This window comes from Streptomyces sp. H27-H5 (genome assembly GCF_026627505.1).
Classification (GTDB): domain Bacteria; phylum Actinomycetota; class Actinomycetes; order Streptomycetales; family Streptomycetaceae; genus Streptomyces.
The window spans coordinates 76,008-89,512 of record NZ_JAPNLK010000006.1; the positions used below are offsets into that span (position 1 = coordinate 76,008).

The following is a 13,505-nucleotide window of genomic DNA, read 5'->3' on the forward strand; positions in this document are numbered from 1 at the left end:
CGAGCGTGCAAGATCGGGCGTGCAGACACTCAACACCAGAACGGCCGAATTGGACAGGGGTGTGTCGAGTGTCACGCCAGGGCCGAAAGTCCCCACCTTGTCCTGAAAGGCCCCCTCGAAGGGTGGCAGGAGGCCCGGGCGGGACGGCGCCCGGACCCCCTGCCGTTCCGCCCGTGACTACGGGCGGAAGCGCAGCACCTGCGGGTCGTGGTCGCTGTTCTGGTTCGCGAACTCCGCGTTGATGTGCACGCTGTCGTACGTGAAGGTCTTGATCGCCGGGCTGGTCAGGATCTGGTCCAGCACCTGCGCGTTGCCCTGGTACACGTACGAGTAGCGCTCCGCCTTCGGCAGCGACCTGATCGCCGGGTACAGCGCCCCGCCGTCCGCCAGGGCGTCGGCGGTCGCCGAGAACTCGAAGTCGTTGATGTCACCGAGGGCGATGACGTTCGCCTTCTTGTCGGCCGCCAGGATCTCCTTGACGAAGCCGTTCACGGCCTGCGCCTGGAGCAGCCGCTTGGCCTCCGAGGAGCGCACCGGCGGCTGGTGGTGCGAGGTGAGACCCTCGTCGCCGCCCTTGGAACCGAAGTGGTTGGCGATGACGAAGACCGTCTTGCCGCGGAAGACGAACTCGCCGGCCAGCGGCTTGCGGCTGTCGGCCCACGCCGCGTTCGCCGGGTCGATCCGGCCGGGGGAGTGGGTCAGGGCGGCCGTGCCGTCGACCGTGGTGACACCGGTGGCCGTCACCGCGTCGCCCGCGGCGCGCTCGGTGAAGGAGACCCGCGCCGGGTTGTAGAGGAACACCTGACGGATGTTGCCGCCGGGCTCGCCGCCGTCCTTGTTGTTCTCGGGGTTGACGGTCCGCCACTGGTACGCGGGACCGCCGGCCGCCGTGATCGCCGCGGTGAACTTCGTCAGCGTCTGCTCGGCCGCGACGGTGCCGTCGTTCTTGGCGCCGTTGTCGTCCTGGATCTCCTCCAGGGCCACGACGTCGGGGGAGGCGAGGTTCTCGACGACGGCCTTGGCCAGCGCGTCGAACTTCTCCTGCGGGTCGCTCGGGTCGAGGTTCTCGACGTTGTACGTGGCCACCGCGAGCTCCTCGCCCGCCTGCGCCTTGGTCTTCTCGGGGGCCAGGGTGCCCGCCTTGACCGTGCCGAGCGTGCGGGCCACCAGGGTGTAGCCGCCGAACTGGTTGAAGTCCAGCGGGCCCTCGGTGGCGCCGGTCAGCTTGTCGCCGACGTTGGCCACGGGGAAGGGCTGCTGCGCGACGGGCGCGAGCTGCTGGATCTGGAGCCGGCCGGTGTTCTGGGACTCGTACGAACCGTAGATCGTGCCGCCGCGCTTGGCGGTGTTCTCCCAGCCCTTGACCGTGACCCACAGCTCCGAGTACGGGTCGGTGGCACCGACCACGCGCGACGTGCCGATCTTGACGTTCATGCCCTCGACGGACTCGTAGAAGTCCAGGGCGAAGCGCGAGGGCTCCAGGGTCAGGGCGTTGATGCTGCCGGCGGCGGCCGGGTCGCCCGCCGGGGCGTACGCGGCGGGCACCGTGTACTCGTTGATCGCGGTCGCGGCCGGCAGGGCGTTGCCCGAGGAGACCACGGTCACGACCGGCTTGGCGATCTGGGTCACGGACTGGTTGCCGGAGGAGACGCCGCCCGGGATGTACTCGCCGACCGTGCCGGTCACCTTGACGGCGTCGCCGACGGCGACGGTCGGCACCGAGCTGGTGAAGACGAACACGCCCTCGCTGGTGGCGGCGTCGTCGTCGGCGTCGGGGTCCTGGATCCAGAAGCCGCGCGAGCCGTACGTCCGCACGCCGGTGACGATGCCCTCGACGTCGGCGACCTGCTTGCCGTTGAGCGGGGATATGCGGGTGGTGCCCTGGATGTCGTGGATGCGTATCGGATCGGCGGACACGGCGCCTTCGGCCGCGTCGGCGGAGCCCGCGAGCAGGCCGGTGGCCAGCGCGGTGGCGACGAGGGCCGCGACGGCGGCGGAACGGGGATGCGAGGAGCGCATGGGCGGGAACTCCGGTGTGAGGGTGGGGGGAACGCCGGGAATTCCGGGGCTCCCGTACTGCTCAGTACATCTACGCGCGTCAATTTCCTGTGTGGACCGCAAAGTTGTCAAGGTCTCCGAGGAAGACGGCAGCTGACTGTGGGATGAACCAAGGGCGATGGCCCCTCGGGCATGCCCGAATTGCGTCTACGCTGGGTCGTCGCCGTACGACCCAACGGCCCCACCGCGACCGCGAGGAGAACCGCCCCATGTCCGCAGAGCCGCACCCCACACTGCCGCCGGTACGGCTGCACTCCGATGCGGAACTGGCCCGCGACGCCCTGGTCACCCCGCTGTTCGCGCACGCCGTGCGCCTCGCCCGCTGGGCCGGCCCCCACACCCGCGTGGACGTCGGCGGCGAACTGACCGCCGAACAGCTCGCCGAGGCGGCGGCCGTCCTGGGGCTCGACCCCGAGGGCGAGGAGGGCCCGGTGCTCGCGAGCCAGGCCTGGCGGGTGGCCGTGGACACCGGGCTGGTCGACGTGACCGGGCCGGACGAGGACGCGGGCGCCGCGGAGCACGAGACAGGCGAGGGCGCCGCGGACGGCGCGGAGCCGCGGTACGGCACCGCCGCCCCCGGCGAGGACCTGGCCCTGATCGCGGGCGGTGCGCCCGGCGATGTGCTCGACCTGTGGCTCGCGGCCCTGGACGCCGTCCTCGCGGACGCCGCCGTGCCCGACCTCGACGACCTCGTCGACGCGTTGGACGCGGGCGGCGACATCGACTTCGACCGGCTCGACTGGAACCCGCAGCGCGAGGCGGACTTCCTCGACGGGGTGCTCGCCAACCTCTACCTGCTCACCGTCGCCGAAGGAGGCTCCGGCGACAGCCCGGTGCCGCTGCCGGTGCTCGCCGCCTCGATGGTCGTCCCCGACGACATGGGCGACCCCACCGACGCCGTGCTCGAACAGGTCTCGGACGCGATGATGCGCCTCGACGACCAGTTCCGGCAGCTGGAGCCGATCGGGCTGGTCGAGTTCCGCCCGGTGGACGAGGCGCTCATGGCGGAGGCCGACGACGAGGAACTCCTCGCCGGGCAGGGTGACGGCACCGAGGAGGACGTGGCGCGGTACGGCATGGTCCGGCTGACGGCCCTCGGCCTGTACGGCATCCGGGCCCGGATGCTGGAGGCCGGGGTCGACGCCCCGGCCATCGGGGAACTGGCCGACAAGGGCGCCGACGCGCTGCTCGACGCGGTCTCCTTCTACCCGGAGGACGCGGCGCAGGCCGAGATCGAGCAGTGGCTGACCGGACGGGACCTGCCGACCGCGGTGGCCGAACTGCTGGCCGCGGCCCGCGGCGACGACGAGGGCGCGCCGCTGCGCCGACTGCGCTGCCAGCAGGCCCTCGCCCCGGCCGGCCCCGACGCCGAACCGGCGGTCCGGGCGGTCCTGGACGACCCGGAACTCGGGGGGCTCGCCCGGGTCTGGCTCGCCGAGCGCGGGGCGACGGACATCCCGGCGCCGGACGGGGCGATGGTGTTCTGGCTGACGGTCGACACGATCGCCGCTCAGCTCGCCGCCGACGGCGAGACGGAGGAACTCCCGCTGTTGATGCACACCCTGACCGAACATCACGCGGGCTTCTTCGAGCAGGTGTGGCGGGTGGAACACCCCGCCACGGCCTACGTGCTGGAGGCGATGGGGCGGCTGCACCCGGACAAGAAGACGGCGAAGGAATCCCGCAAGGCCGCCTTCAAGGCCCGCTCCCGACAGCCCTGACGGAAGGTCCCGGGGCGGGCGGTCCCGGGCGGTCCGGACGGGCGGGTCCGGTCGGTCCGGGGCGGGCGCGCGGCGATCGCGCGCCCGAGGGGGCCGCCCGGGGGTGCACAACGCGCCGATCCTGGGCTGGAGTTCGCCATTCCGGCCGGGCGTGAGGGGACGGTTCGCGTTCGGGGGTAGTTCAGCCGCCGTTCACGTGCGGGCGGGAGCGTGTGCGCCGACGACCGCACGACAGGCGCCCCACCTCCCCACCCCAGGAGATCCGATGCCGCTCACCCGTAGAGACTTCACCGCCCGCACCGTGATCGCCGGTGCCGGAGTCGCCCTCACCGGAACCGTCGGCGCCCTCGCCACCGCCCCCGGAGCGCTCGCGGCCGACGACGGCACGCGGCACGACGAGCAGGGCCGCCCCCACGGCCCCGGATACGGTCCGCTCGTGCCCGACCCGGCCGGAATCCTGGCCCTGCCCGCCGGATTCAGGTACCGCGTGATCACCCACAGCGGTGTCACCACGCTCGACTCGGGAGAGACCACCCCGTCCAACCACGACGGTACGGCCGCGTTCGAGGGACACCGGGGAGTCACCCTCCTTGTCAACAACCACGAGCTGAAGGGCCCGCGCACGGGCTGGGAGCGGCCCGTCCCGCTCGCGGAAGGCCTCGTCTACGACCCGGCCGCCGCCGGTGGCTGCACGGTCGTCGAGGTCCGGCGCGGCGGCGAGGTCGCCGAATGGGTGGGCATCGCCGGTACGTCGACCAACTGCGCGGGCGGAGCCACCCCCTGGGACACCTGGCTGACCTGCGAGGAGAACTCCGACCTCGCCGGCAAGAACGGCATGACCAAGGACCACGGCTATGTCTTCGAGGTGGACCCGCACGACCGGCGGGCCAACCGCGACCCCAGGCCCGTCAAGGCCTTCGGGCGCTATGACCACGAGGCCGTGGTCATCGACCCGCGCCACGGCCACGCGTACTTGACGGAGGACGCCTCCGGCCCCAACGGGCTGCTCTACCGCTGGACTCCGCCGCAGGGCTTCCGGCACGGGCGGGGCAGGCTCCGTACCCTCGCGCCGGACGCGGGCGTCCTCGCCGCCGCCAAGTGCTTCGACCGCAACGGCCGGTTCGTCGACGACCTCTCGCGCGCCACCGCGATCGGCACCGTGTACGGGGTGGACTGGGTGGAGGTGCCCGACCGCGACGCGCGGACCACGCCGGTGCGCAAGCAGTTCGCGGACACCGCGGTGACCCGGGGACGCAAGCTGGAGGGCATGTGGTGGGCCGACGGGGGCGCGTACTTCGTCTCCTCGTTCGCCCGCGCGGAGAGCCCGGGCACACCGCACGACGGCCAGGTGTGGTTCTACGACCCCAAGCGGCGCACGATCCGGCTCACCGTGCTGCTCGGTGTGAACGCCGACCCGTCGCAGGACGGCACCTACGACGGCCCCGACAACATCACCGTGTCCCCGTACGGAGGCCTGGTCATCGCGGAGGACGGGACGGGGCTCCAGCACCTGTTCGGCGCGACGGAATCGGGGCGCACCTACCCGCTGGCACGCAACGAGCTGAACATCGGGACGAACGAGGCGCCCGAATACTCGGAGTTCACCGGCGTGTGCTTCTCACCGGACGGGCGCACCCTCTACGCGAACATCCAGGACCCGGGCATCATGCTGGCCGTCACCGGGCCGTGGCGGCGCGCCCGCTGAGGCGAGGGCGCGGCCACGGCCGACGGCGCGCTACTGGGTCGCCGCGGTCTCCGAGCGGGAGGCGGCGGCCCATTCCTCCAGGAGGAATTCGTACGCGTCGGAGGGCCACTCACCGCCGACCCCGGTCTCGACGAGGTGCCGGATCGCCTCGTTCGCCTCTGCGGCGGACGGGCGGGCCGGACCCGCGGGCTGGAGTGTCTTGTGCATGGCTCAAGGCTACGGGCGGGCACTGACGATCACCGCCGATTTCGAGGTGGAATCGCTCACCCGAAACGGCTTTTGGTGGCACCATGTGCCCGCCCACCTGCTCAGAGTGCCTGCGAGGCGGGTTTGACCATGCCGCGCACTGTGCGGGACTTCACAAAGTCCCCGATGGCCGTCATCTCCCACTCACCGCTGAACTGCTTGATCAACTTGGCCATCATCACGCCGGTTTGGGGTTCGGCGCCCGTGAGGTCGAAGCGCACGAGCTCCTCTCCGCTCGCCGCGTCGATCAGACGGCAGTAGGCCTTCGCGACCTCGCTGAACTTCTGGCCGGAGAAGGAGTTGACCGTGAAGACCAGCCCCGTCGCCTCGGCGGGCAGCCGGCCGAGGTCCACGACGATCACCTCGTCGTCCCCGGCGCCCTCGCCGGTGAGGTTGTCGCCGGAGTGCTTGACGGCGCCGTTCAGGATGGACAGCTTGCCGAAGTAGCAGCTGTCGATGTGGTTGCGCTGGGGGCCGTACGCGATGACCGACGCGTCGAGGTCGATGTCGCGGCCGCGGAACGCGGGCTCCCAGCCGAGGCCCATCTTGACCTGGGAGAGCAACGGGCGGCCGCCCTTGACCAGGGAGACGGTCTGGTTCTTCTGGAGGTTGACCCGACCCTTGTCGAGGTTGATCTTCCCGGCGCCCGGGGCGGCCGCGGGCGGGGCGGCGGGTGCCGGTGCGGGCGTGGGGGCGCCCCAGGCCTGGGCGGGGGCCTGGGCGGCCGGGGTGGGCGTCGAACCCCCCAGCCAGGGGGAGGGCGGGTACTGGGTCGGCGGCGCGGCGGGCGGCGCCGGCGGAGCGGGGGGCGCCACAGGTGCGGCGGAGGCCGGGGGCGGCTCCTCGTCCACGGAGACCCCGAAGTCGGTGGCGATGCCGGCGAGGCCGTCGGCGTAGCCCTGGCCTACGGCGCGCACCTTCCACACGCCGCCGCGCAGGTAGACCTCGACGACGACGAGCGCGGTCTCGGAACCCAGCTGGGGCGGGGTGAAGGTGGCGATCACCGCTCCGCCGACGGCGTCCCGGACCGTGGCCGTGGGCTCGATGCCCTGGAAGGTCTGCCCGGCGGCATCCGGGCTGGCGGTGACCACGATCCGCTCGATGCCCGGCGGCACGGCGCCCGTGTCCACCGTGATCGAGTCGGGCGTCGACCCGCCTCCGGACCGGTGACTCACACCGGGGCCGGTCGGCTGGTTGTAGAAGATGAAGTCGGCGTCGGAACGCACCTTGCCGTCCGCGGCGAGGAGGAGTCCCGATACGTCGAGCCGCACCGGAGCAGCCACGTCCACCGTCACCCGGACGGTGTTGAGCGGCAGATTGGAACCAGGGGTCATAGCGGTCATGCCCGGAGAACGACCGGAGGTGCTTTGCCGTTCCCTTACCCTCGCGGGATATTTCCGGGGGCCGGGCCGGGCCGGTCGGGGGCCCGGTGGGGTCAGCGCTGGTTGCGGGGGTGGTTCCTGGCGGTGCGCTCGTTGCCGAACTTGTAGGCGCCCGTCCAGCGCGCCATCACCAGCTGCGCGTCGCCCGACTCCACCTCCAGCAGGAACTTCTCGGCGCGGCCACCCCTCAGGGAGCCCGCGGCCCGGCCCCGGTGCGTGATGACGACGGAGTCGCCCTGTCTCTCGTACGTGAATCCGTGCGGTTTCGGCATGACGCGCAGCCTGCCGGGCCGAGCACCGGGCGGGCAACGGATTATGCGGTGGCCGGGTGGCCGGGTGGCCGGGTGGCCGCATGGGCTGGTGGGGAGGCGGTTCGGTGGGCCTGTCGGCTCAGTGACCCGGCGTGCGGGCCTGCTCCCCGGTGACCCGGCGCGGCAGGCCCAGCGGGTTGGCCTCGCGCAGTTCCGCCGGCAGCAGGGCTTCCGGCACCGACTGGTAGGCCACCGGCCGCAGCCAGCGCTCGACGGCGGTGCCGCCGACCGACGTGGAGTGCGAGGTCGCCGCCGGGTACGGGCCGCCGTGGTGCTGGGCCGGAGCCACCGCGACACCGGTCGGCCAGCCGTTGACGACGATCCGTCCCGCAAGGCCGGTGACCTGCGCGATCAGTTCGCCGGCCGGTCCGGGCGCGCCCCCGGTCTCGGCGGTGGACAGCTGGAGGGTGGCGCTCAGGTTCCCGCCGAGCAGGCTCAGCACCCCGGCCGCCTCGTGCTGATCGGCGTACCGGACGACGACGGTCACCGGGCCGAAGCACTCCTCCAGCAGCACCTCGTGCGCGCCGCCTGCCAGGAGGCGCGCGGCGTCGACCGTCAGATAGCCCGCGCCGACGGTGTGCTCCCCGCCGGAACCGGGGGTCACGGGCGCGGTGACGCCGGGCAGGGCGGCCCGCTCGCCGACCCCGGCGACGAAGTTCTCCCGCATCCGGTGGTCCAGCAGCACGCCGGGTTCGGTCTCGCCGAGCGCCTTGGTGAGGGCGGAAGTCAGCCGGTCGCCGTCCCCACCCGCGGGGACCAGCACCAGCCCGGGCTTCACGCAGAACTGGCCGACCCCGAGGGTGACGGAAGCGGCGAGTCCGGCGCCGATCTCCTCGGCGCGCTCGGCGGCCGCCGCCGGGGTGACCACGACGGGGTTGAGGGAGCCGAGTTCGCCGTGGAAGGGGATGGGGACGGGCCGCGCGGCGGCCGCGTCGAACAGGGCCCGACCGCCCCGGATGGAACCGGTGAATCCGGCGGCGGCCACGAGCGGGTGGCGCACCAGTTCCAGGCCGGCCTCGAAGCCGTGGACCACCGCGACGACCTCCGCGGGCAACCCGACCGCGACCGCCGCCCGGCGCAGCAGGGACGCGCACAGCTCCGAGGTGGCCGGATGGTCGGGGTGGGCCTTGACCACGACCGGGCAACCGGCGGCCAGCGCGCTCGCGGTGTCCCCGCCGGGCACGGAGAAGGCGAGCGGGAAGTTGGAGGCGGCGTAGACCGCGACCACGCCCAGCGGCACCTTGTAGCGACGCAGGTCGGGGCGCGGCGGGCTCAACGCCGGGTCGGCGTGGTCGATGCGCACGTCGAGGTACGCGCCCTCGTCCACGGCATCGGCGAAGGCGCGCAGCTGGCCGGTGGTACGGGCGAGCTCGCCGGTGAGGCGGCCCGGGCCCAGCGCCGTCTCGGCGTCGGCCGCCTCGATGACGTGGGCGGCGGACTCGTCGAGCAGATCGGCCGCGGCGCGCAGGAACGCGACCCGCGCGGTGCGGTCCGTCAGCGCGGCCCGGGCGGCGTGCGCCGCGCGGACGGCCTCGTCCACCTCCCCGGGTGTGGCCTCCACCGCAACCTGCTCGCGCTGCTTCCCGGTGCGGGGGTCCACACTCCAGACTGGTGTTGCTCCCATGGCGCACTGCCTCCTGGATCTCCGCTGACCCGCGCGGCGGCGTTCAGTACTCTGAACGCCGTTCCGATGGATGAATGATCACATCCATCGTGGACTCTATTTCCGCGTCTTCCGGGTTGACAAGAGACAAGAGGGGCACGAAGGCGAATGACCACAGCTGAGTCCGCCGGGTCGGGGGGTGCGGAGCCGGGGGGTTCGGGCACGCACGCGGCCGTCAAGTCGGCGGTGCGCACGGTGCTGTTGCTGGAGCACTTCGCGGCGCGGCCGGGGCTGCACAGCCTCGCCGACATCCAGCACGACCTCTCCCTGCCGAAGTCCAGCCTCTACATGCTGCTGCGCACCCTGGTGAACCTGGGCTGGGTGGAGACGGACGCGACCGGCACGCGCTACGGCATAGGAGTACGGGCCCTGCTCGTCGGCAGCTCGTACATCGACGGCGACGAGGTGGTGGCGGCGGCCCGGCCCACCCTGGACCGGCTCTCCGACGACACGACGGAGACCATCCACCTGGCCCGCATGGACGGGACGAGCGTGGTGTACCTCGCCACCCGACAGTCCCGGCACCACCTGCGGCCGTTCACCCGGGTCGGGCGGCGGCTGCCGGTCCACTCCACGGCGCTCGGCAAGGCACTGTTGGCCACGCACACCGACGACGAGGTGCGACGGCTGCTCCCGCGACGGCTGGAGGCGGTCACCGAGCACACCATCACCGACCGCGACCGGCTCGTGGACGAGCTGGCGCTGGTACGGGAACAGGGCTACGCGGTGGACCGGGAGGAGAGCACGCTGGGGCTGCGTTGCTTCGGCGTGGCGGTGCCGTACCGGACGCCGGCGAGGGACGCGGTGAGCTGTTCGGTGCCGGTGGCGCGGCTGACGGACGGGCACGAGCAGCTGATCAAGGCGTCGTTGTTCGAGGCGCGGGACCGGCTGTCGGTGGTGACGCGGCGGATGTGACGTGGGGGGACGTGACGTGAGCGGTGTGACGTGAGGGGTGTGGCCTGGGGGGTGTGATGCGGGGCGGGTGGGTCGGCGGGCCGGGGTCGGGCGGCGGAATCGATGCGTCCTCCCCCGCGTGGGGGAGGAGGTTCCCCAATGAGGGGGAGGTGCGGCGGGGCGGCGCACGGGACCGTTGAGTCATGACCGGAGCAACCGTTCACCCGCAGCCACCGACCTCCGACCCGCAACCCTCCTCACCCGCACCCACGCCTGTGCCCGGATCCACGCCTGTGCCGGAATCCACGCCTGTGCCGGAATCCGGACCCGCACTGGGGGTCGGGCGGCGGATCCTGCGCGCGGTGGCGATCGCCGCCACCGTGCCGTATCTGACGCTCAAGTCCGCCTGGCTGGCGGGGAGTCACCTGGGCATACCCGACGGCAGTGACCTGCTCGGTCCGGGACTGATCCTCCCCCTGATGAATGCCCTCTCCCTGGTCATGGACTCGGGCGTGGTGCTGCTCGCCCTGGTCCTGACCCGTCCCCGGGGCCTGAGGGTGCCGGCCCGGCTGTTGACCGTCCCGGTCTTCGCCGCCACCGGACTGCTCACGCCGATCGTCCTCGGCTATCCCGGCCAACTACTCGTGGCGGCACTGGGATCGGGCCCGGACGCAGCCGAGCGCGCGGCCAGGGAGCCCTTCCTCGAACCCTGGGTGTTCAACGTCGTCTACCTGGGGTTCATCGTCCAGGCCGTGGCCCTGGCCGGGCTGTTCGTGCCCTACGCGCGGCAGCGCTGGGGCCGGCGGTGGCAGGGGCGCCTGGGCGAGCGGCTCCCGCCATCCACGGGGGTGGTGGCGGGAGCCGCGGCGGTCATGGCCCTGGCGGTGGCCGCCGCGTACGTGTACTGGGGCTTCGGCGGCACGGCCGGACAGAACCCGACGCAGATCGCGCGGTACTCCTCGGATTCGGGAGTGGTGTCCGTCGCCCACGCGATATGTGCCCTGGCCGCAGGGGCGGGTTCGGTGTGGCTGGCCCGGGGCGGGAGCAGACGGGCGCGGGGGCCGTTGGCCGTGGCCTGGATCGGTTCGTCCGCGACGCTGAGTTGGGGGATGTGGCTCGCCGTCGCCCTGCTGGGCGCAGGGTCGGGGCCGGACGAACGACCCACCGCCGCGACCGTTCTGCTCTACGCTGCCCAAATGATCATCGGACTGCTCGCCGTCACGGTTCTCACGCGGTTCCTCGCCGCCCGCCGCGCGGCCTGAAGCGACCGGCGGTGACACGCGTGCGGCCGGGGCGGTCGGGGTCCGGTGGGGTGATCGGGTCCAGCGGTTCGGCCCTGCGGTTCGGTCCGGTCCTGGGGTTCGGTTCGGTCCAGCGGTTCGGTTCGGCCTGTGGGGCGGTGGAGTCCGGTGGCTCGGTGGGAGGTTGTGGGGGTGTCGGGTTCGGGGCGTCGGTCGGGTCCGTGGGGCCGGTGGTTCGGGGCGCGGGCGCGGTTGCGGTGGGTGCACCAGATACTCGGCGGGGCCCTGCTGATGCCGTACTTCCTGCTGACCCAGGTGGTGGTCGGGGTGGTCGCGGGCGGGCGCAACACCCTCACCTCCCTCCCGCTGGCCCTGGCCGCCTACGGGGCGGCCCTGCCCCTCGCCGCCGCGACCGGGGCGTTCGGGTTGGTCCGGCCCATGTCGGTCGCCGCGGTGCGCGCCCTGTGCGGGGTGCCGGGGGAGGGGCTGGCGGAGGGCCCGGCCCGGTCCTGGTCGGCCCGGGCACGCGGTTCGGCCTGGTGGACCGCGCACCTGGGGGTGGGCGCGCTGGTCAGCGGGATGTGCCTGGCGTTGCCGCCGCTGGCGGTGGTGCTCATCGTGGCACCGTTCACGGACCCGTTGCGCCACTCCGACCTCGGGCTGTTCTGGCTCGACGGCGAGGCCCGGCCCTATACGGCTCCACTGCTCGGGGTGGCGCTGCTCGTCGGGCTCGGGTGGTGCGTCGCGGGCGCCGGGGCGCTGCTGGCCAGGCTGGCGCCGGTCCTGCTCGGCCCCACCCCGGCGGACCGGTTGGCGGTGGCCGAGGAGCGGGCCGCCGACCTGGCGGTGCGCAACCGGCTGGCCCGGGAGCTGCACGATGCGGTCGGGCACGCGCTGAGCGCCGTCACCCTCCAGGCGAGTGCGGCCCGGCTGGTCCTGGACCGTGACCCCGTGTTCGTCCGCGAGGCGCTGACCGCCATCGAGGAGACCACCCGGCGGACGGTCGGCGAGCTGGACGCGGTGCTCGGTCTCCTGCGCGAGGAGGGCGAGGGCGGCCCGCACGACCCGTCCGGGCCGGGCACGGAACCGGCCCCCACCCTCGCCGGCGACCTCGACGGGCTGCTGGCCCGCTCCCGGGCCGCCGGTACCCCGATCACCGCCCACCTGGACCCCGGGCGCGCCGGCGACTGGGCCCGACTCCCGGCGATCACCTCCCGCGAGGCCTACCGGATCGTCCAGGAGGGCCTGAGCAACGCCCTGCGCCACGGGGCCGGCGCCGTGGAACTGCGCATCGTGCTGCGCGACGGGGACGGCGAGCACGATCAGGGCCCGCATCCGCAACCGCACGGACACCGGGAACTGGAGATCACCATGACCAACCCGCCGGCCTCCGCCGCGAGCGGGGAGCGTGAGCGCCGGGCCACCGGAGGTCGGGGGCTCCGCGGGATCGGCGAGCGGGCCGCCCTCCTCGGCGGGGCCGTCGAGGCCGGCCCGTACGACGGCCTGTGGCGGCTGCGGGCCGTCCTGCCGCTGGGCGGGGGTGGGCGATGACCCGGCCCGCGCTGCGGATCGTGATCGCGGACGACGAGCGGATGGTGCGGACGGCCCTGCGGGTCATCCTGGAGGCCGAACCGGATCTGGAGGTCGTCGGCGAGGCCGGCTCCGGGGCGGAGGTCGTTCCGCTGGTCCGTTCGCTGGCGCCCGACGTGGTGCTGATGGACGTACGGATGCCCGAGATCGACGGCATCCGGGCCACGGAGCGGATCCTCGCCACCATGGCCGCCCCGCCTCGGATCGTGGTCGTCACCACCTTCGAGACCGACTCCTACGTCTACGAGGCGCTGCGCGCCGGCGCGGCCGGTTTCCTGTTGAAGCGGGCCGACCCCGACGAGCTGATCGGCGCGGTCCGGCTCGTCGGTCGCGGCGACTCGCTGCTCTTCCCGGCGGCCGTCCGGTCGCTGGCCGCCATGTACGCCCCCGCCCCGCACTCCGGCCCCCCGCACTCCGGCCCCCCGCACTCCCGCTCCCCGCACTCGGCCGCCGGCCCGCTCGGCGTGGCTCCGTGGGTGGCCCGGCTCACCGATCGGGAGGCCGACGTACTGCGCCTGATCGCCACCGGACTCTCCAACCACGAGATGAGCGAGCACCTGGGCGTCGGCCCGCAGACGATCAAGACGCACGTGGCCGCCGTCCTCGCGAAGACCGGCTCCCGGGACCGTACACAGGCGGTCATCGCGGCCTACGAGGGAGGCTTCCTCATGAGGAAACACTGAGAACCCCGCCA

General features: G+C 73.2%; 11 protein-coding genes. 6 read left to right on the plus strand and 5 right to left on the minus strand.

All coding sequences use genetic code 11. From position 1 onward, the window contains the following. Positions 1 to 177 precede the first annotated feature (177 nt). Positions 178 to 2,019 (minus strand): endonuclease/exonuclease/phosphatase family protein, encoded by a 1,842-nt coding sequence (locus tag OTB19_RS04200; protein WP_267796556.1) that lies wholly within the window; start codon positions 2,017 to 2,019, stop codon positions 178 to 180. A gap of 248 nt (positions 2,020 to 2,267) precedes the next feature. On the opposite strand from OTB19_RS04200, the gene OTB19_RS04205 reads away from it, so the two are divergent. Together OTB19_RS04205 and OTB19_RS04210 are read left to right on the plus strand one after the other, a co-directional pair. After that, positions 2,268 to 3,779 (plus strand): hypothetical protein, encoded by a 1,512-nt coding sequence (locus tag OTB19_RS04205; RefSeq protein ID WP_267796557.1) that lies wholly within the window; start codon positions 2,268 to 2,270, stop codon positions 3,777 to 3,779. Positions 3,780 to 4,044: 265 nt separating this feature from the next. Beyond that, a complete protein-coding gene (locus OTB19_RS04210; RefSeq protein WP_267796558.1) occupies positions 4,045 to 5,484 on the plus strand; it encodes an alkaline phosphatase PhoX in 1,440 nt (479 codons plus the stop codon). Between the two features lie 30 nt (positions 5,485 to 5,514). Here OTB19_RS04210 and OTB19_RS04215 read toward each other — a convergent pair whose 3' ends face one another. The 4 genes from OTB19_RS04215 to OTB19_RS04230 all read right to left on the minus strand — a co-directional run bounded on the left by OTB19_RS04215 (position 5,515) and on the right by OTB19_RS04230 (position 9,047). After that, positions 5,515 to 5,691 carry a hypothetical protein gene (locus OTB19_RS04215; protein WP_199826603.1) on the minus strand — a complete coding sequence of 59 codons (177 nt, stop codon included), beginning with the start codon at positions 5,689 to 5,691 and terminating at the stop codon, positions 5,515 to 5,517. A gap of 101 nt (positions 5,692 to 5,792) precedes the next feature. Continuing rightward, positions 5,793 to 7,064 (minus strand): TerD family protein, encoded by a 1,272-nt coding sequence (locus tag OTB19_RS04220; RefSeq protein ID WP_267796640.1) that lies wholly within the window; start codon positions 7,062 to 7,064, stop codon positions 5,793 to 5,795. A 101-nt stretch (positions 7,065 to 7,165) separates the two neighbouring features. Beyond that, complete coding sequence (locus tag OTB19_RS04225) at positions 7,166 to 7,384, minus strand: hypothetical protein (protein WP_267796559.1); 219 nt, start codon at positions 7,382 to 7,384, stop codon at positions 7,166 to 7,168. Between the two features lie 118 nt (positions 7,385 to 7,502). Continuing rightward, on the minus strand, positions 7,503 to 9,047 hold the full coding sequence (locus OTB19_RS04230; RefSeq protein ID WP_267796560.1) for an aldehyde dehydrogenase (NADP(+)): 1,545 nt from the start codon (positions 9,045 to 9,047) through the stop codon (positions 7,503 to 7,505). 147 nt (positions 9,048 to 9,194) lie between these two features. Between OTB19_RS04230 and OTB19_RS04235 the strand changes: the two genes are divergently transcribed. The 4 genes from OTB19_RS04235 (at position 9,195) to OTB19_RS04250 (ending at position 13,494) form a co-directional block, all read left to right on the plus strand. Then, complete coding sequence (locus OTB19_RS04235; RefSeq protein ID WP_267796561.1) at positions 9,195 to 10,001, plus strand: IclR family transcriptional regulator; 807 nt, start codon at positions 9,195 to 9,197, stop codon at positions 9,999 to 10,001. 290 nt (positions 10,002 to 10,291) lie between these two features. After that, positions 10,292 to 11,242 (plus strand): hypothetical protein, encoded by a 951-nt coding sequence (locus OTB19_RS04240; RefSeq protein ID WP_267796562.1) that lies wholly within the window; start codon positions 10,292 to 10,294, stop codon positions 11,240 to 11,242. Between the two features lie 240 nt (positions 11,243 to 11,482). Then, the gene (locus OTB19_RS04245; RefSeq protein ID WP_420716790.1) at positions 11,483 to 12,772 is read left to right on the plus strand and encodes a sensor histidine kinase; all 1,290 of its coding nucleotides are present in this window, start codon (positions 11,483 to 11,485) and stop codon (positions 12,770 to 12,772) included. Continuing rightward, positions 12,769 to 13,494: a response regulator transcription factor gene (locus tag OTB19_RS04250; RefSeq protein WP_267796563.1), complete on the plus strand. Its 726-nt coding sequence runs from the start codon at positions 12,769 to 12,771 to the stop codon at positions 13,492 to 13,494. Before OTB19_RS04245 ends, OTB19_RS04250 begins: the two co-directional genes overlap by 4 nt. Positions 13,495 to 13,505 lie beyond the last annotated feature (11 nt).

Excerpts from the sequence above, each read along its gene's own strand:
- OTB19_RS04200 (WP_267796556.1), bottom strand. The coding sequence starts at position 2,019 with ATGCGCTCCTCGCATCCCCGTTCCGCCGCCGTCGCGGCCCTCGTCGCC.
- OTB19_RS04225 (WP_267796559.1), bottom strand. The coding sequence starts at position 7,384 with ATGCCGAAACCGCACGGATTCACGTACGAGAGACAGGGCGACTCCGTC.
- OTB19_RS04205 (WP_267796557.1), top strand. The coding sequence starts at position 2,268 with ATGTCCGCAGAGCCGCACCCCACACTGCCGCCGGTACGGCTGCACTCC.
- OTB19_RS04230 (WP_267796560.1), bottom strand. The coding sequence starts at position 9,047 with ATGGGAGCAACACCAGTCTGGAGTGTGGACCCCCGCACCGGGAAGCAG.
- OTB19_RS04210 (WP_267796558.1), top strand. The coding sequence starts at position 4,045 with ATGCCGCTCACCCGTAGAGACTTCACCGCCCGCACCGTGATCGCCGGT.
- OTB19_RS04250 (WP_267796563.1), top strand. The coding sequence starts at position 12,769 with ATGACCCGGCCCGCGCTGCGGATCGTGATCGCGGACGACGAGCGGATG.
- OTB19_RS04215 (WP_199826603.1), bottom strand. The coding sequence starts at position 5,691 with ATGCACAAGACACTCCAGCCCGCGGGTCCGGCCCGCCCGTCCGCCGCA.
- OTB19_RS04220 (WP_267796640.1), bottom strand. The coding sequence starts at position 7,064 with ATGACCCCTGGTTCCAATCTGCCGCTCAACACCGTCCGGGTGACGGTG.
- OTB19_RS04235 (WP_267796561.1), top strand. The coding sequence starts at position 9,195 with ATGACCACAGCTGAGTCCGCCGGGTCGGGGGGTGCGGAGCCGGGGGGT.